The 18,094-nt window shown below is 59.5% G+C and carries 16 protein-coding genes; 7 read left to right on the top strand and 9 right to left on the bottom strand.

The genetic code is table 11. The features are described 5' to 3' along the window. The first annotated feature begins 129 nt into the window (after positions 1 to 129). The 4 genes from LIX93_RS18310 to LIX93_RS18295 are packed head-to-tail and all read left to right on the top strand — an operon-like array spanning position 130 to position 4,632. A complete protein-coding gene (locus LIX93_RS18310; RefSeq protein WP_226505465.1) occupies positions 130 to 1,485 on the top strand; it encodes a pitrilysin family protein in 1,356 nt (451 codons plus the stop codon). Further along, a complete protein-coding gene (locus LIX93_RS18305) occupies positions 1,478 to 2,983 on the top strand; it encodes a pitrilysin family protein (protein WP_226505464.1) in 1,506 nt (501 codons plus the stop codon). Before LIX93_RS18310 ends, LIX93_RS18305 begins: the two co-directional genes overlap by 8 nt. Further along, a complete protein-coding gene (rsmD, locus tag LIX93_RS18300) occupies positions 2,983 to 3,579 on the top strand; it encodes a 16S rRNA (guanine(966)-N(2))-methyltransferase RsmD (protein ID WP_226505463.1) in 597 nt (198 codons plus the stop codon). Before LIX93_RS18305 ends, rsmD begins: the two co-directional genes overlap by 1 nt. A 9-nt stretch (positions 3,580 to 3,588) precedes the next feature. Beyond that, positions 3,589 to 4,632 carry a hydrolase gene (locus LIX93_RS18295; protein WP_226505462.1) on the top strand — a complete coding sequence of 348 codons (1,044 nt, stop codon included), beginning with the start codon at positions 3,589 to 3,591 and terminating at the stop codon, positions 4,630 to 4,632. Here LIX93_RS18295 and LIX93_RS18290 read toward each other — a convergent pair. Both LIX93_RS18290 and LIX93_RS18285 read right to left on the bottom strand, forming a co-directional pair. Next, entirely contained in the window at positions 4,595 to 5,449 is an 855-nt protein-coding gene (locus LIX93_RS18290) for a sulfurtransferase (RefSeq protein WP_226505461.1), read from the bottom strand. The two genes, LIX93_RS18295 and LIX93_RS18290, sit on opposite strands and share 38 nt — an antisense overlap. 54 nt (positions 5,450 to 5,503) lie before the next feature. Further along, the gene (locus LIX93_RS18285; protein WP_226505460.1) at positions 5,504 to 6,154 is read right to left on the bottom strand and encodes a TetR/AcrR family transcriptional regulator; all 651 of its coding nucleotides are present in this window, start codon (positions 6,152 to 6,154) and stop codon (positions 5,504 to 5,506) included. Between the two features lie 266 nt (positions 6,155 to 6,420). On the opposite strand from LIX93_RS18285, the gene coaD reads away from it, so the two are divergent. Further along, complete coding sequence (coaD, locus tag LIX93_RS18280) at positions 6,421 to 6,900, top strand: pantetheine-phosphate adenylyltransferase (RefSeq protein WP_226505459.1); 480 nt, start codon at positions 6,421 to 6,423, stop codon at positions 6,898 to 6,900. Positions 6,901 to 7,007: 107 nt separating this feature from the next. After that, positions 7,008 to 7,259: a YfhL family 4Fe-4S dicluster ferredoxin gene (locus LIX93_RS18275; protein WP_226505458.1), complete on the top strand. Its 252-nt coding sequence runs from the start codon at positions 7,008 to 7,010 to the stop codon at positions 7,257 to 7,259. 136 nt (positions 7,260 to 7,395) lie between these two features. Here LIX93_RS18275 and LIX93_RS18270 read toward each other — a convergent pair whose 3' ends face one another. From LIX93_RS18270 to LIX93_RS18260, 3 genes are all read right to left on the bottom strand, one after another. Beyond that, complete coding sequence (locus tag LIX93_RS18270) at positions 7,396 to 7,752, bottom strand: multidrug transporter (protein ID WP_226505457.1); 357 nt, start codon at positions 7,750 to 7,752, stop codon at positions 7,396 to 7,398. Positions 7,753 to 7,877: 125 nt separating this feature from the next. Beyond that, the gene (gene mutM, locus LIX93_RS18265; protein WP_226505456.1) at positions 7,878 to 8,690 is read right to left on the bottom strand and encodes a bifunctional DNA-formamidopyrimidine glycosylase/DNA-(apurinic or apyrimidinic site) lyase; all 813 of its coding nucleotides are present in this window, start codon (positions 8,688 to 8,690) and stop codon (positions 7,878 to 7,880) included. Positions 8,691 to 8,708: 18 nt separating this feature from the next. Further along, positions 8,709 to 9,521, bottom strand: a complete 813-nt coding sequence (locus tag LIX93_RS18260; RefSeq protein WP_226505656.1) for an HDOD domain-containing protein — start codon at positions 9,519 to 9,521, stop codon at positions 8,709 to 8,711. Between the two features lie 346 nt (positions 9,522 to 9,867). Between LIX93_RS18260 and LIX93_RS18255 the strand changes: the two genes are divergently transcribed. Continuing rightward, a complete protein-coding gene (locus tag LIX93_RS18255; RefSeq protein ID WP_226505455.1) occupies positions 9,868 to 11,064 on the top strand; it encodes a class I SAM-dependent rRNA methyltransferase in 1,197 nt (398 codons plus the stop codon). Between the two features lie 62 nt (positions 11,065 to 11,126). Here LIX93_RS18255 and LIX93_RS18250 read toward each other — a convergent pair whose 3' ends face one another. The 4 genes from LIX93_RS18250 to mgtE all read right to left on the bottom strand — a co-directional run bounded on the left by LIX93_RS18250 (position 11,127) and on the right by mgtE (position 17,995). Next, positions 11,127 to 13,064, bottom strand: coding sequence for an S-type pyocin domain-containing protein (locus tag LIX93_RS18250; protein ID WP_226505454.1), 1,938 nt, complete (start codon positions 13,062 to 13,064; stop codon positions 11,127 to 11,129). Between the two features lie 69 nt (positions 13,065 to 13,133). Further along, on the bottom strand, positions 13,134 to 13,610 hold the full coding sequence (locus LIX93_RS18245) for a DUF6392 family protein (RefSeq protein WP_226505453.1): 477 nt from the start codon (positions 13,608 to 13,610) through the stop codon (positions 13,134 to 13,136). After that, the gene (locus LIX93_RS18240; protein WP_226505452.1) at positions 13,607 to 16,249 is read right to left on the bottom strand and encodes an S-type pyocin domain-containing protein; all 2,643 of its coding nucleotides are present in this window, start codon (positions 16,247 to 16,249) and stop codon (positions 13,607 to 13,609) included. Before LIX93_RS18240 ends, LIX93_RS18245 begins: the two co-directional genes overlap by 4 nt. A 399-nt stretch (positions 16,250 to 16,648) precedes the next feature. Continuing rightward, positions 16,649 to 17,995 carry a magnesium transporter gene (gene mgtE, locus LIX93_RS18235; RefSeq protein WP_226505451.1) on the bottom strand — a complete coding sequence of 449 codons (1,347 nt, stop codon included), beginning with the start codon at positions 17,993 to 17,995 and terminating at the stop codon, positions 16,649 to 16,651. Positions 17,996 to 18,094: the final 99 nt, after the last annotated feature.

The raw sequence follows: 18,094 nt of genomic DNA, 5'->3' as shown, positions 1-18,094 counted from the left end.
TCCTGACAAGATGATCGCAGGCCCGCTTTCACATCAGGCATGGTCGCCAGCGAGCCGGATCAGTATCCTAGCACCTCCTCGCCCACTGACGCTAAGGCCAAGCGGGCAGCCTTACAGGTTCAAAATCGAATGAATGATCTTGCCCGCCGCGCTGCCGGTCTGCTGCTCGGTACTTTTTGCCTGCCACTCGCCGCCTTTGCCGCCGATCCCCAACCCACCACCGAGTTTACGCTCGACAACGGCCTCAAGGTCGTCGTACGCGAAGACCACCGTGCCCCCGTGGTGGTCTCGCAGATCTGGTACAAGGTCGGTTCGAGCTACGAAACCCCCGGCCAGACCGGCCTCTCCCACGCCCTCGAGCACATGATGTTCAAGGGCAGCAGCAAAATGGGCCCGGGCGAATCTTCCCGCGTGCTGCGCGACCTGGGCGCCGAAGAGAACGCCTTCACCAGCGACGACTACACCGCCTATTACCAGGTGATGGCCAAGGACCGGCTGCCGGTGGCCTTCGAGCTCGAAGCCGATCGCATGGCCACCCTGCGCCTGCCGCCGGAAGAATTCACCAAGGAAATCGAAGTCATCAAGGAAGAGCGCCGCCTGCGCACCGATGACCAGCCTAGCGCCAAGGCCTTCGAAGCCTTCAAGGCCATGGCGTACCCCGCCAGCGGCTACCACACCCCGACCATTGGCTGGATGGCCGACCTCGAACGCATGAAGGTCGAAGAGCTGCGTCATTGGTACGAGTCCTGGTACGTGCCCAACAACGCGACACTGGTGGTGGTCGGCGACGTCAAGCCCGATGACGTCAAGGTCCTGGCTCAGCGCTTCTTCGGCGGTATCGCACGGCGCCCGACGCCACCGGCGAAAATTCCGCTGGAGGTCGCCGAGCCGGGCGAGCGGCAGATCACCCTGCATGTGCGCACCGAATTGCCCAGCCTGATGCTGGCCTTCAACGTGCCCAGCCTCGCTACCGCCAAAGACCCGCGCGGCGTGCAGGCCCTGCGCCTGATCGCCGCCCTGCTAGACGGCGGCTACAGCGCGAGGCTGTCCACCCAGCTCGAGCGCGGCAGCGAGCTGGTGTCCGGCGCTTCGGCCAGCTACGACGCGTTCACCCGCGGCGACACGCTGTTCATGCTGCCTGCCACACCCAACACGCAAAAGAAAAAGACCCTGACCGACGTCGAGAAGGGCCTCTGGGGCGTACTCGATCAGCTCAAGGACAAACCGCCCACCGCTGCGGAGCTTGAGCGTGTACGTGCCGAAGTCATCGCCGGACTGGTCTTCGGTCGCGATTCCATCAGCCGCCAGGCCACCACCATCGGCCAGCTCGAAACCGTCGGCCTGTCGTGGAAGCTCATGGACAGCGAGCTGGATGACCTCAACAGCGTCACGCCAGCCGACATCCAGACCGCCGCACGTACCTATTTCACCCGCGAACGCTTGAGCGTCGCCCACGTATTGCCCGAGGAAAAGGCTCATGATTGAGCGCATCACGCCCCATCACGCACGCCGCCTGGGCACCGCCCTGATCGCCAGCCTGCTCGCTTCATTCGCCGCCCTGCCGGCCCAAGCCGACGACGCGACGCCCGCGGCCGCACCCGCGCCGGCATCCGCCCCTGCACCCGTCAATGGCCTCCAGACCCTCAAGGAGTTGGACAGCAAGGCGCCGGAACACCGCAAGCTGGACATCAAGACCTGGCAGACCAAAGACGGCAGCAAGGTGCTGTTCGTCGCAGCCCCGCAGCTACCGATGTTCGACCTGCGCGTAACCTTCGCCGCTGGCAGCAGCCAGGACGGCAACGCCGGCGGCCTGGCGCTGCTGACTAACGCCATGCTCAACGAAGGCGTCAAGGGCAAGAATGTCGAAGCCATCGCTCAGGGCTTCGAAGGGTTGGGGGCGGACTTCAGCAACGGCGCGTATCGCGACATGGCCGTGGCTTCGCTGCGCAGCCTGAGCGCTCCCGACAAGCGCGACCCGGCGCTCAAGCTGTTCGCCGAAGTGGTCGGCCATCCGACATTCCCGGCCGACTCGCTGGCGCGCATCAAGAATCAGATCCTCGCCGGCCTTGAGTACCAGAAGCAGAACCCCGGTGCGCAAGCGAGCCAGGCCTTGTACAAGGGGCTTTACGGCACGCACCCCTATGCTCATGCCACCGACGGCACAGCGCAGACCATTGCGCCGATCAGCCTGGCGCAGCTTCAAGCCTTCCACAAACGCGCCTACGCCGCTGGCAACGCGGTGATCGCTTTGGTCGGCGACCTGTCTATGGACGACGCCCACGCGATCGCCGAGCAAGTGTCGTCGGCGCTACCCAAGGGCCCGCATCTGGCGGTGGTCGCCGAGCCGAGCGAACCCAAACCCGGCCTGACCCATCTGGAGTTCCCCTCCAAGCAGACACACCTGCTGCTCGCCGAGCTGGGCATCGACCGTAACGATCCGGACTACGCCGCGCTGTCGATGGGTAACCAGATCCTTGGCGGCGGCGCCTTCGGCACCCGGCTGATGAGCGAGGTCCGGGAAAAACGCGGCCTGACCTACGGCGTGTACTCCGCGTTCACCGCCATGCAAGCCCGCGGACCGTTCATGATCAGCCTGCAAACCCGCGCCGAACTGAGCGAAGGCACCCTGAAACTGGTGCAGGACATCCTGCGCGACTACCTGAAGACGGGGCCGACGCAAAAGGAGCTCGACGACGCCAAACGCGAACTGGCCGGCAGCTTCCCGCTGTCCAACGCCAGCAATGGCAGCATCGTCGGGCAACTGGGTGCCATTGGCTTCTACGACCTGCCGCTGACCTTTATCGAAGATTTCATGCAGCAATCCCAGGCACTGACCATCGATCAAGTGAAAACGGCATTGAACAAGCACCTGGACGCCGACAAACTAGTCATCGTCACGGCAGGCCCGACGCTCGCGCAAAAGCCGCTGCCGCCCCCTACTGAAAGGCCCACCGAGCAACCGCTCGGGGTCCCGGAGCATTAATGGCAAGTCCATCCCCCAAAACACCCAAGGCCGTCCATGGCGGCCTGGGCCAGTTGCGTATCATCGGTGGCCAGTGGCGCAGCCGCCGCCTGAGCTTCCCGGATGCGCCCGGCCTGCGCCCGACGCCGGATCGCGTGCGCGAGACGCTGTTCAACTGGCTCGCGCCCTATATCGAAGGCGCCAAGGTGCTGGACCCGTTCGCAGGCAGCGGCGCCCTGTACCTCGAGGCTCTGTCGCGCGGTGCTGGCCTGGGGCTGGCGCTGGACAACAACGCCGCCGCCATCGCCGCGCTGCGCAAGAACCTTGATCTACTGGAGTGCAGCGTTGGCCAGTTGCACCAGGCTGACGCTTTGCGCCATCTGGAAACCCAGCCTGCAACGCCGTTCGACCTGGTATTTCTCGACCCACCCTTCCATCAGCAATTGCTGGCCAGCGCCTGCACCTTGCTCGAAGAGCGCCAGTGGCTGGCGGAGCGCGCCTGGATCTACACCGAAAGCGAAACACCCCCTTCGACCCTGGAGCTACCCGCCAACTGGCGTCTGCACCGCGAAAAAAAGGCCGGTCAGGTGTACTACGCGCTGTGGCAGCGGGGATAAAAAGCCATCGTGGCTGACGCGCCAGTGGCGGCACCCGAGGCTTTCCTGCCAGCGCTCGGGCTGGGCAACCCGCACCTGCAGACGCTATGGGGCCCGCTGTGGCGCCCCACCGTGCATCTGACACGGCCCAGGGAGCGCCTGTGGCTGGCCGACGGCGATTTTCTCGACGTCGACTGGTACGGTCCGCACACCACCGACGCGCCACTGGTCTTGGTCCTGCACGGCCTCACCGGCTCGTCCAATTCGCCCTACGTCGCGGGCTTGCAGCGCGCCTTGGCAGCCCAAGGCTGGGCCAGCGTCGCCATCAACTGGCGGGGCTGCTCGGGCGAGCCCAATCTGCAGGTGCGCAGTTACCATTCCGGTGCCAGCGACGATCTGGCCGAAGTCATCGGGCTACTGCGCGCCCGACGGCCGTCGGCACCGCTCTACGCCGTCGGCTACTCTCTGGGCGGCAACGTGTTGCTCAAGTATCTGGGCGAGACCGGCCCTCACTCACAGTTGCAAGGCGCGGTGGCAGTATCGGTGCCCTTTCGCCTCGATCAGTGCGCCGACCGTATCGGCCAGGGGTTTTCGAAGGTCTATCAGGCGCACTTCATGCGCGCAATGCTGGCCTATGTGCGGGACAAGCAGGCGCGATTCCAGCGCGAGGGGCAAAAAGAAGGGCTGGCGAAGCTGGCAGGGCTCGGGTCGCTGGAAAAGATGCGCACCTTCTGGGATTTCGACGGGCGGGTGACGGCGCCCCTGCATGGCTTCGCCGATGCTCGGGATTACTACCGCAAGTCATCCAGCCGTTATTTCCTCGGAGATATCCGCACCCGCACGCTGATCATCCAGGCGCTGGACGATCCCTTCGTGTTCCCCCACAGCCTGCCGACGCCGAACGAACTGGCGCCCGGCACCACCTTCGAGCGCCATGCACGAGGCGGACATGTGGGGTTTGTGGATGGCACACTGCGAAGTCCGACCTATTACCTCGAACGCCGCATCCCGCAGTGGTTGGCGAAAGACTGCGCGTTCAGTCTCCCGTCGCCCGCGGCCGCTGTGGATCGGTGATCCACTCGCTCCAGGAGCCCGCATATAGCGGTACCAGTGGGTAACCCGCCAAGCACAGTGCAAACAGGTTGTGACAGGCCGTCACCCCGGACCCGCAGTAGGACACCAGCGTGCTGGCCGGGCGCCCCGCCAGAATTTTTTCGAAACGCGCCTTGAGTTGATCGGCCGGCAAAAACCGCCCATCGGCTGCCAGATTGTCAGTAAACACCGCACAACGCGCACCGGGAATATGCCCCGCCACAGGATCGATCGGCTCGACCTCACCGCGAAAGCGTGCGGGAGCCCGGGCGTCGATCAAGGTCAGGTCTGGTGATTCCAGCTGCGCCTGCAATTGCTGTGCGCTGACCACCAGACTGTTATCAGGCTTGCCAGAAAAATGCCCGGCTTCGTGTGCCGGGGGATCGAGGCTGAGCGGCAACCCGGCCGCATGCCAGGCCTTGAGGCCGCCATCGAGCAGGTAGACACCCTCGCGTTTGCCCAACCACATCAGCAACCACCAGGCATGGGCTGCGAAGGCACCGGGGCCATCGTCGTAAAGCACCACATCGCTGTCGGCACTGACGCCCCAGCCTTGCAAGCGCTCGATCAACTCCCCGGGAGCCGGCAGCGGATGACGCCCGGTCACCTGCTTGACCACCGCGCCGCTGAGGTCCTTGTCCAAATCGGCAAAGCGCGCGCCGGCCAAGTGGCCCTCGGCGTAACTGCGCTGGCCGTAGTCGGTGTCTTCAAGCGCAAAGCGACAATCCAGTATCACCAGCCCCGGCTCGTCGAGACGAGCGTGCAGCCCTTGAGGGCTGATCAATTGCGCGATAGGCATGTAAACCTCCCTGGGAAATGCAGTGGATTCATGGCCCGGAACGAAGTTCCCGGCCTATTCCTCTGCCAGCGTCAGTGGCGTATTGAATTCTTCGAACAACGTATTCACGGCGGCCCGCCAAGGTTCCGCGACCAGGCCGGATACCATAGTCAGCACCTGGAAAATCCCGCGTTTGACGACTTCCTCGCTGAGCTGCGCCGTCGCAGCCTGGGAAGTGGTAAGGAAACGCGTCCACGACGTCAGGATAATCCAGGCGTTCAGGGCCAGTGCTTCGGCTTGCCCAGCATGCAAACGCAACAACCCGGCCTGCGCGAACGCCTCGAAGATCACCTGCCCCTGGCGCAGGCAACGCCGGGAGAACTGTCGATAGCGCAGTGCCAATTGCGGATCGCTTTCGAGCAGGTGCTCCAGGTCCCGATAAAAGAACCGGTAGCTCCAGTTGCTCTCGAACAGCCGTTGCAAATAAAAACGCATGTCATCGACGCCTACACTGACACCTTTCGGCAGCTGCAGGTAAGTATCGACCCCTTGCTCGTATTCAGCGAACAACTCGGCAATGATTTCCTGCTTGTTGGCAAAGTGGTAGTAAAGATTGCCAGGGGAAATTTCCATATAGGCGGCGATGTGATTGGTGCTGACGGTCCGCTCGCCTTGCTGATTGAACAGCTCCAGAGTGGCCTGCACGATGCGTTGGCGGGTTTTCATTGACTCTGATCTCTCATCCTGCGGGCCCTAGCGCCCAGATTTGTACCCGCATAGTACGATTTTGCCATCCGCAGCCCAAGGCCGACCTTAGGCTAGCCGAAAGCTAGCGAAATTGGGCCTCCCACGGCCTGCGACACCGTGGCAGTGGACTTTCTGGGCCATGTGCGCAAGGACTGAACGTTTCACTTGCACGCATGCCGACTTGGCCGACTGCACGTGCTGCGATACCATCCGAATCCCCAACGGACTCCCGCCAGGACGACGCGATGAACCGAGTGTTGTACCCAGGTACCTTCGACCCTATTACCAAGGGCCATGGCGACTTGGTCGAGCGAGCCTCGCGGCTGTTCGACCACGTGGTCATCGCGGTCGCCGCGAGCCCGAAAAAAAATCCACTGTTCCCGTTGGACCAGCGGGTCGCCTTGGCTCAGGAAGTGACAAGACACTTGCCTAACGTCGAAGTGGTCGGCTTTTCGACGCTTTTAGCGCATTTCGCCAAGGAACAAGGCGCGAACGTGCTGCTGCGTGGCCTGCGTGCCGTGTCGGATTTCGAATATGAATTCCAGCTGGCGAACATGAATCGCCAATTGGCGCCCGACGTCGAGAGCCTTTTCTTGACGCCTTCGGAGCGCTACTCGTTCATATCGTCGACGCTGGTTCGAGAAATTGCCGCGCTGGGTGGCGACATCACCAAATTCGTCCATCCAGCCGTCGCAGACGCCCTCAAACAGCGCTTCGCCAACTGATATCCGACCGACGAATCCGCGCCCGCGTGCACTGCGGGCGCTAATACGGCACAATTGCGCGCATTCGATTTGTTACGCCCGAGCGTCTGGCCCGGGCTGGAGTATCCATGTCCCTGATCATCACCGACGATTGCATCAACTGCGACGTCTGCGAACCCGAGTGCCCGAACGCTGCCATCTCCCAGGGCGAGGAGATCTACGTGATCGACCCGAACCTGTGCACCCAGTGCGTAGGTCACTACGACGAGCCACAGTGCCAGCAGGTCTGCCCGGTTGACTGCATTCCCCTGGATGAGGCGCATCCGGAAACCGAAGAGCAGTTGATGGACAAGTACCGCAAGATCACTGGCAAGGGTTGACTCTGCGTCTAACCGTGCCGACCTCTTCGCGAGCAAGCCCTGCTCCCACGGTGCAAAGAGTTCCAGCGCCGTACCCCTGTGAGAGCAAGGCTTGCCCGCGAAGGAGCCAAAAAGATCGCCGCAATCGGCAGGTTGATCAGTCTTCGTTAGTCTTGCCGTAGCCCGACGTGGTGCATCCCAGGCAGCGCACGAACGCGGCCTTGCCCGGGTCCACTACCAGCGCCTTGCCTGCTGCGCCCATATTGCCACCCGCTGCGGTAAACGGCAGCGACACCACGAACACCGCCCCGCCCACCACTGTCGCCGCGATCAGCAGCGGCCGGGCGATGATCAGATCGGCGATCATCGCGAAGGCGGGAGGGTTCTGGATTCGATAGGTCGGATCGCCACTGGCGTTCGATTGCGTGGTTTCTGTCATCCCGGCGACGGCTGGCATGGCGGACAAGCCCAGGCACAGCGCCAAGGCAATCGATAAGACGCGCAAAACATTCATGACACAGTCCTTCTGCTCGATAAGGGCGACAACACGGGATAAGGCGACAGCCCACTATTCAACTATATCAGCGTCCGGGCACTTGTCAGCGTGCCCGCGACCACGGGTGTTGAACAGGATGTGAATCAGCGCTGGCAGCGCGGGCAGAACACACTGGCACGCTGGCCCAGCTTGACCTCGCGCAAGGTCGTACCGCACACCTTGCACAGTTCGCCGCCGCGCCCGTAGGCGAACAGTTCCTGCTGGAAATAACCGGGCTGGCCATCGCCACCGATGAAGTCACGCAAGGTGGTGCCGCCGCGTTCGATGGCGTGGGCGAGGATGCGCTTGATTTCGACGGCAAGTTTCAGATAGCGGGCTCGAGAGATGCCCCCGGCCTCGCGCCGCGGATCGATCCCGGCAGCAAACAGCGCCTCGGTCGCGTAGATATTGCCCACCCCGACCACCACGGCGTTATCCATGATGAACGGCTTGACCGCCATGGTCTTGTTGCGCGACAGGCTGAACAGCCGATCGCCGTCGAACAGATCGGTCAGCGGCTCGGGGCCCAGTCGTCTTAGCAGCTCGTGGTTATGTGGGTCATGGCTCCAGAGCATGGCACCAAAGCGGCGCGGATCGGTATAGCGCAGCGCCAGCCCGGATTCCAGCACGATGTCCACATGCTCGTGCTTGAGCGGTGCCAGCCCGGCATCCACCAGGCGCAAATTGCCCGACATGCCCAGATGGCTGATCAAGGTACCTTCCTCGGCGTTGATCAGCAGGTACTTGGCGCGCCGATCGACACCGACGATCCGTTGCCCGGACAGGCGCACGTCAAGATCTTCGGGGATCGGCCAGCGCAAGCGCCGATCGCGCACGATCACCTGGCTGACGCGCTGGCCTTGCAGATGCGGGGTAATACCGCGACGGGTAGTTTCGACTTCGGGTAGTTCAGGCATGTTCGACTCGAAAAAGACTTAGCGCACACCGAGCTCGCGGATCGACTCCTTGAGGTTCTCGAAGTCGTAGTCTGACAGGCCGACGTAGTCCAGGACCAGCGCCGAGATGGCATTCCATTCATGGTCCTCCGCCTGGTTGCCCAGCACCCGGTGGGACGCGCAGATATGCTCGGCCATTTTCAGCACGGCAAGGAGGTTCTTGAGTGGAATGTCACGTGGTGATTGATCGCGGAAAATCGCCAGGGCGTTGTGGTGATTGGCGATGGCATCACTGACATGCTCCGGCAGGCGCCAGGACTTGGCCGTGTAGTAACCGACCACCGAGTGGTTGGTATTGAACACCTGGTTCTCGGTGTCGACCACGCGGAACTCGCCGTTGGTGCTGGCATAGGCCTGCTCCAACACGCTCATGTAATCCGGAAAACGCTTGAGCATCAGCGGAATCCCGCAATCGTGGAACAGCCCCAGCGCATAGGCCTCGTCCACCGCCTGGGAGCCGATACGCTTGGCCAGGGTGAGGCAGGTCATGGCGACGTCCTGGGCGGTATCCCAGAAACGGTTGAGGGTCACGATGGTCTCGTCGCTCATCTCGCCCTTGATCGATTGCGCATTGATCAGGTTGATGACCGAACGACTGCCGAGCAGATTCACCGCACGCTGGATCGAAGCGATCTTGTTGGTCAGCCCGTAATGCGGCGAATTGACGATTTTGAGCAGCGCGCCGGACAAGCCAGGGTCCTGAGCGATCAGACGAGCGATCGCTTCGAGATCCGGGTCGGGCATGTACTGCTCCATCTGCAGGTCGACCATGATCTGCGGTTGTGGCGGCACGCTGATGCCTTGCAGGGCCTGCTGGATCTGCTCGGCGGAAAGCTCTTGGGACATTGGTACGTACTCTGGGCTGAGTAAAGATTCTACTCCCGCCGAAGGCGGATCGGGCAACCGCCGGGCAATCGGCGTCAAAATTTCATCTCTGCAACTATACTTGCGGGTTCCGTGCCAACTACTCGGGCCCTTTTGCGCGCAAGCTCGCTCCCACAGATTGAAACGTAGGCAAGCGGGAGCAAGGCTTGCCCACGAAGAGGCCCGCACAGACAACGGAGGGCCGACGCATGAATGGTCATCCCCCGCCTCGCCCTACAAGGTATACTCCCGCTCTTTTTTCCGGAGCGACGTCATGTCCCTGCCCAGCCTTCGCCTCAAAGTCAACGCCGATCGCCGGCTGCGCAACGGTCACCTGTGGATCTACAGCAACGAGATCGACGTCGCCGCCACACCCCTGCAAGGTTTCGTCGCCGGCGACCAGGCCATCCTCGAATCGGCGACCGGCAAACCGATCGCCGTGGTCGCAATGAGCCCCAAAAACCTCATCTGCGCCCGCGTGCTGTCCCGCGATGCCAAGCTGCCGCTCGACAAGTCACTGCTGGTCCACCGCCTCAACGTTGCCCTGTCGTTGCGCGATCGCTTGTTCGACAAGCCGTTCTACCGCCTGGTCTACGGCGATTCCGACTTGCTGCCGGGCTTGGTGGTCGACCGCTTCGGCGACATCCTGGTGGTCCAGTTGGCCTCGCCGACCATGGAACGCCACAAGGACGACGTCCTGGCCGCCCTGATACAGGTGCTCAAGCCGAGCGGCGTGCTGTTCAAGAACGACTCAGCCGCCCGCGACGCCGAAGACCTGCCGCGTTACGTCGAAACCGTGTTCGGCGTGGTGCCGGAGTGGGTCGCCCTGGAAGAAAACGGCGTGAAGTTCGAAGCGCCGGTCATGACAGGCCAGAAAACCGGCTGGTTCTATGACCACCGCATGAACCGCGCGCGCCTGGCCCCCTACGTCAAAGGCAAGCGCGTCCTCGACCTGTTCAGCTACATCGGCGGCTGGGGCATCCAAGCCGGTGCCTTTGGCGCCAGTGAAGTTTTCTGTGTGGATGCTTCGAGCTCCGCCCTCGACGGCGTCGAGCGCAACGCCGCCCTCAACGGCTTCGCCGAAAAAGTCACTTGCATGGAAGGCGATGTCTTCGAAGCCTTGCGCGAACTGAAAGCCGGCGAAGAACGCTTCGACGTGATCGTCGCCGATCCGCCCGCCTTCATAAAACGCAAGAAAGACCTGAAGAATGGCGAAGGCGCCTACCGTCGCCTCAACGAGCAAGCCATGCGCCTGCTCAGCAAAGACGGCATCCTGGTCAGCGCCTCGTGCTCCATGCATCTGCCTGAAGACGACTTGCAAAACATCCTCCTGACCAGCGCCCGCCATCTGGACCGCAACATCCAGATACTCGAAAGGGGCGGCCAGGGCCCGGATCACCCGGTGCATCCAGCGATCCCGGAGACGCGGTATATCAAGAGCATTACTTGCCGGTTGTTGCCTAATAGCTGAGTGAGATTAAGCGTGCAGCCCTGCAATGGGGCTGCGTGCTGGTTCAGGCTCGTGCGCTTGGCTTATGCGTCGAATCCCCCTGTGCGCCGAGCTGCCGTACGCTGCTTTATTTGCATGTTATCCATATCATATATATCGCCTCCCTCGACAAAAGTGAGCGTGTGGCATATTTCCAGCCTTCCATCCTGCAAATGGCCTGTACGAGCGAGTGGAAACGGTGCCTTACCCTCTTTGACCGCAATGAGATCTTCAGCTGCAAGCTGTGAAGAAAGCTCCATGTTGCTCCCAATGGCTTGCCAGAATGCCTCTGTGAACGAACTGAATCGTTTGAATATCCTGCCGCGCAGTTGATCGGCGATTTGAGAGGGGACAGAAGCGCTCGCTTCGCTTAGCCAATCGCTCCCCGCAGAGCGACCAGCGCCGCTCGCAGCACCCGCGTATTCCAAAGCATTTTTGAACATGATGTAGACCGGCTGTATTTCAGAGCTTTCCGGGAAGATGACAATACAGTCGTCGAAAATCCAATCATCATAAGATGGGACCGGCTCTATCAACGGGACATTGATCGCGTTAATAAAACCAGGCCCGGTCAGGCGTTCGCGCAGCACATCCAGGCTCTGGGCACGATTTGAGGACGATGGCGGAACCCACCGCACGGTATTCGTAGGATTGCCCGGACGTGAAAAGCGATATTCGCCTGAATCGGCATCCCAAGCGGCAGCCAGAACTTTTACGCTAGATGCCACGTGCTGACTATTCGTAGCAACCACCCGGACGTCAGCCCGCTCGGTAATCTCCTTCAACCCTTCAAAGAGTTTTCCAGCGCCGACCTTTGCTATTCCTGACGTTATTCTGAAGGGCAAGTCGACCTCTGCGTTTGTAGCAGCCAGGTCCTGCCAATCTCGCCCCTCAGTGGCTGCAAGCTCTGATAACGGAACGCTCACGGCAAATGGCTCGCCGCAGCCGGGCCTGTCGAATTGGAACGACAGGATGCTCGCATAAATCGCAGAGCCATCACCTGTTTCACGTGTCGCACTCCAAGAGAGACCACTGACGGCAGAACGTATTGCGTTTTTCAGGTCGGGGATGATCCGGGTAAATGAGTCCGAAATGTTTGAGTACGTTGTAAGTACCTGTGGCAGGGTGTCAAAGTCATTTAACACCGCGTTGAAATAGCTGGCATCCTTCAATGGACCCATACGATTCTCGCTAGCCAAGCGGATCAAGCGCGACTCTACTGTTGAAATCAGCGCCTGCGACCGCGCATGAAGCTCCCGATGACGACTTGAAACTACGGCGTGCTGTGCGAGGTATTGATCACTGGTGTGGGTGATTTGCTGAAGAATGGATGTTTGTAAAGCGCCATCGAGGTGGCGATACGTTGTCGATCGCGTCGCTTCATCTTTGGCAAATTGTATGGTCATTTTTAGAGAGTCGAAGTTATAAACGCTTCGAGTGACGCCGCGCAGCGCATGTTCAAGGTTGGTAAGAACGCCTTCGAGGCGCGCAAATTCTGTTCGCGCATCCGACGTCGATGGCTGCGTCACAGGTTCAGCTTCCGTGGCAAACAGCACCGCCACCAGACTAGTAAAGGCCATTTCGGTATTCTGTTGGGCCTCGATTATCCGAGCGGCGATTGCTTGGACTTTGGCCAGATTTGCCGTTGATGCCTGTACAGCGCGATCTGCAGCACTTAGCGGTAGCTGAGGTCCGGGTGGCGGTGGCTGCCGTGGTTTGTCATCCATGAAAGCTGATTGACCGTTATCCATGTGCCACTCTTGTATGGCATAGATTACGCGATCGGCGCCGGTATGGCCTGTATCATCCTGCAGGTCCGGATAGAATAATAAATCCGCTCCTTGGGGATGAGCTGAAACCAGATCGAAGTGCCTAACCAGATTGTTATGCTCTTGCTCAGAAGCATCAACACGCATAATTTTTTCGATGAGGATTCTGAATTCGGCGCGTGTGTAATCCTGCAGTCTTTCTTTAAGCTCCATCTTAAACCTCTGAAATATACATATAGATTTAGACCGTCCAGGCGATCATGGACGGTTGCAAGGCGCCGATTACTCTCGACCTTTATCGACGAGAGTGAATACAATGCATTTTAAATCCATGGACGCCAGATACTGAAATTTAACCTTCATATTCGGATAATTTTCTGGCTCTAGATCAAAGGTGTCCCATCCTCCAGTCCAGCCCATCGGCTCAGGCATACGAATTGGACCGGAGGATTCCAACGGCGTACCAAAGCGCGCGCGTACATCCGCCTGATTCATGCATGACGAATACAGGGCTGGTAAATCGCCGGTATATATAGGAATACCGGGCATCGATTCTTTTAACGTAACAAAAATTGTTTCGAGTCGCTCTGTTTTTGCCCAGAAACTCATCGCAACACCCACCAATGGTTCCAAGTATAAACTATCATCCCCCGGAAACAACTCGATGAAATCCTCATCCGGAAGTAACGACTTCTTCAACAACTCCTCATATGTCTGTCCTAGACAAGCTATCCAAGCCTCAATTTTAACTGCGGTCATTTATACCACCCTTGATCAGTATGAGATTTGTGAAGGCTGTCACGAGCGGACTCAATTGCAGCATCTGTGAATCCCTCCTCTAGCAATCCGTGCCTCAACGAATTAAAGTTACTATCAACTGCCGCCCTCAAATCGGATGCATCGAGATCTTGTTTCGCCTGTGTATTCCTTCCCCCATAGGTTTCACTATATTTCCGATGTACCGATGTCGGTATCGCGAGACTAGGCGCTCGGTCTAACATACGAAATATTTCGCGTGGAGAAATCTCATCCTCTAGATTCCTTAAAATATGTTTTTTGAGTGCCGCCCTAGAAACAATATGATCAATATCCAGCCCATCCCGCACGCTCCGTTTACTCAGGTCATTATAGGCCCCCACCTCCAACGGCTCGACCGGCGGCCCTGCAATGATCAACCCCGGTGACGGCAGTTCATCGTCATCACCATAACCCGGAATACTCGCATTAATATCGTCCGGATCCGCAATCGGAAGTGTTTCATCCTTTGGTCCCACTTGCTCTGTCGGCCCGCCGGGATAGACCACAGGTTTTTCCGGTGCAGCCGGCAGGTCAGTCGGGCCCAAGGATTCACTGCCAGGCGGCAACAGAGGCGTCCACGTGCTGCCGCCCGATACAGGCCAAGGCAGATAGGTTGGCGTGACGCGGTTTACGCCGTAGTCACTATTGGGTCGGGCGATACTCAGTCGATCGAGATCGAACAAGTGAGCGGCGTCATTAGCCGCTTCTTTATTACGAATCTCGAACACTCTGCGCTCGCCTGCCCAACTCGCTTTCGGGGCATAGGGGGCAAACCCTCGTGCCATGCGCTTGCGGTTGATATCGTCGTACTGCTTGCCGAGTACCGGATCCTCCGCGAGGGCACGCCAAGCCGTTTTATCGAACGCTTCAACTGAGCTGAATTCACGATATCGGACGCGCTCCCCGATCTGCGCCGCGATGGCCACGCCCCGCCCCTGGGTTGCCTGCTTCCACCAATCAGCCGTCGCAACCTCACCGCTGCCGACGACAATCCCTGTGCCCGGTGTCTGGTTCCCAAATGAGAAATACCGGGGTGCCAAACCAGACTCGGCAGGAAAGCAAACGATGCAATCGTTGATACCGGCGTCAACGCCGGTAGGGAGTTCACTGATCTGCGGTTCACTGTTAAACAAACCAGCTGGTCCCATTGGGGTGGGTGCAGGACCCGCTCCACCAATCACAAGATGTTTTGGCAACGCACCCGAAATTTGCGCTTGATAGGTACCGCTCAAGGGTTCGAAAATAGCACTGATCACCGGAACGTTGGCCGATACTGCGCCGCCGGTAGTAACGCCTCTTAGCTCAATGCCTCGTGCAACAGGTACCGGTTTAATCCTCGCGGCCAGTTCAGCCGTACCTCCCGCTACCGCGATGGCAGGCAGATCTACGTCGGGGGAAACCCCAATGGCGTTAGCGTCCACACTTACACCCTGAAACAAGCGACGACGCTGCTCTGCGGTAAGTTCTGCGTTTCCGAGCGGCTCGGAATACAACAATGAAGACAATGTGATAGTTAAAGTCTGGCCTGCGCGGAGGGCCACAATTCGCGCGAGTTCCTGAAGCCCGCCGACGATCGACTTTTCTAACGCGGCCGCAACCCCCTCAGCCACGAGCGTACCGCCCCTTCCCCATACCACAGCGCCGGCGGCCATTGAGGCGCTAGACGCACTTAGCGTGTTGGATGCTGTGACTAAATCGCGGCGTGATGACTCGTCAACGCGAAGTTTATATTGCGCTTGTTCTTCACGCTGCTCAGCATACTCAAGCTGCTTCTGGAATCGAACTTCTCTTTCGCGCCAAAGTTTCTCTTGTTCAATATAATACGCTGACAGCTTCTGATTCTTTTCAGCCAGTATCCCAACAGACTCAGAAAGCAATTTAGCTTCGTGGGCAGACACATACGCAGCCTCCCATTTACTATGAGCATCATGTGCCAGCTCTGCATTATTGTTGCTCGACAGCGCAAGCGCATCCCGATAGGCCTCAACATCCAATGCAAATGGATCGCGACCATTAAATGAAAGAGCTTGCATGCTCCTGATCTGCAATTCCCCATGCTTGCGGGTAGTCAACCTATCGATCTCGATTTTCTCCTTCGAAATCAGATAGAGCTGCCAACGCTCAACGCCAGGAGAGTTAGGCGGCTTCTTCTCAGCGAGCATCTCTGAGGTAAGCAATTGAGTCAATGTTGACAATCTGGATGCGTATACCTGGTCCAGCTCGCCTCTTTTCAGAGAATATTTTTGACTCAGCGTCTGAATAAGCTCTCTGTGAGCGGCCTCTCGCTCTGCCTGCGCTTGCGCCTCGGCCTCGGCCTGTGCTTTTGCCTGGGCTTCTGCCTGCGCTTGCGCTAGAGCTCGCGCGGCCTCTGCACGTTGCTGGGCCGCAGCCCGCTTCCTGGCCCTTGCTCGTCGCTTCGCTTTCTTGCTGCTGGAACCTCCGAACCCGCCGCTGAAGAAACCACTGCCACCCCCAGAACCGAATCCTATGGTCCAGCTGCCGCTGGCCCCTCCGGGCTTGCCATTGGGTGACGGATTATCTGGTTTACCAGTGATATGAGTATTATCAAGATAGATCGGTGGCGGTTTGTTATCGCTCATAGCCTTTTCCTTTTATCCGGCAATAAATCCCTTTAGATCGGTATATCGAACCACGACAAATAGATGTCGGAGGGACGAGTCCAATGGCCACTAACAATATTTATTCAATTTATTTCGTCAGCTAAATTCAAATCCGAAAAACCCATAAAATCCAGACAAACTAAAAGTCACGAATACACCTGAGAGTAGGCAGCGATATTCGTTGATAGACTTTTACTTAAGCAGCCAGACTGAATTCAGATAACTTGAGATGACGCGTCGATCTTAAGACAAATGCATTGGAACTACACGTCAGGAACTACTTCCCTGGAACTGACAGTAACATGTAAAAGAGATTTGTCGCGGGGGCCGTCGCGCTCGCTAATCACCACACAGCCCCCTTGCTGTGAGATCAAAGCCTCAAAGCTCCAACACGTACGAAGCAATCCCAAAATAAACCAGCACCCCCGCCGCATCCGCGATCGAAGTAATCAACGGCCCGCTCGCCGTGGCCGGATCCAACCGCAGTCGGCTGAGCAAAAACGGCAGGCTCATGCCAATCAAACTCCCCAGCAGCACAATGATCATCATGCTGCTGGCCACAATCACAGCGATGTCTACCCCACCGCGCAGAATACCCAGCGAAGCCACCGCCACGGCCATGGTCACGCCCAACCCCAGGGCCACGGCACATTCGCGCCACAGCAGGCGCGCCCAGTCACGCATCAGCACTTCCCCGGTAGCCAGCGCCCGCACCATCAAGGTTGCCGACTGCGCCCCGGCGTTGCCACCGCTGTCCACCAGCAATGGCAGGAAGAACACCAACGCAATGTTCGACGCGATCACATCCTCGAACGCGGCGATGCCCGCCCCCGAGAACAGGTTGCCGAACACCAGCAGCACCAACCACAGCACGCGTTTGCGGTAGAGCAGGCTGACCGTGGCATTTTTCATGTTGCCGATGTGGGTGCCGATCAGGGCGCCTTTGTGGAAGTCTTCGGTGGCCTCCTCGACCACCACGTCCATGGCGTCGTCGCAGGTGACGATACCGACCAGTTGCCGCTGCGAGTTGACGATGGGTAACGCCAGCAGGTCGTACTGGTTGATCAGCCGTGCCACTTCCTCCTGGGTGACGTTGACCTGAGCGCTGATGATCTCGGTGTTCATCAGTTGCATCACGGCCCTGTCTGGCGTCGCGAGCACCAGCTCACGCAATGACAGGGTGCCGAGCAGGCGGCGCTCGGCGTCCAGCACATAAGTCTGATAGATGGTCTCGGCGTCGGCCGCTTCGCGGCGCAGGGCCTCGATGGCTTGGGCGGCCGTCAGGTGGGCCGCCACGGTGGAGTACTCGCTGGTCATCACTGCGCCAGCGCTGCCCTGTGGATAACTGGCCAGCCGGCACAGGTCGTCGCGCTCTGCCTGGGCCAGGGCCGGCAGCAGCGTTGCGCGGCGTGGCAAATCGAAGCGGTTGTACAAATCGGCACGCTCATCTGCCGACATGGCGCCGATCAGGGCGGCCAAGGCCGCGCGAGGCATGTCCTGGGTGAGTTCGAACTGGCGTTCCAGCGGGAAGTAACCGAAGGCTTCGGCACGCTTTTCGAGTGGCAATTGCTGGAGGATCGGCAGGATCTGCTCGACCTCGAGCTGGTCGAGATAGCGAGCGATATCGGCGGACAGCAGTTGGCCAGCGACCTCCTTGGGGCGGGAATATTTCTCGTCTTGCAGGGCGGTGCGCAGCAGTTGGGTAAAGTTGAGGGCATTGATCATTGTTGTGTCTCCAAGCGCCCGCGGCAGCCTGGAGAGGCACGGCAAAGCCGGGTCAGCTCACAGGCAAACCTGCCGCGGGGGCGGTCGGTGTCTTGGTTC

The sequence above is a fragment of the Pseudomonas sp. MWU16-30317 genome, from assembly GCF_020515695.1.
Classification (GTDB): Bacteria; Pseudomonadota; Gammaproteobacteria; order Pseudomonadales; family Pseudomonadaceae; genus Aquipseudomonas.
This window is presented reverse-complemented; position numbering and strand designations above follow the sequence as displayed.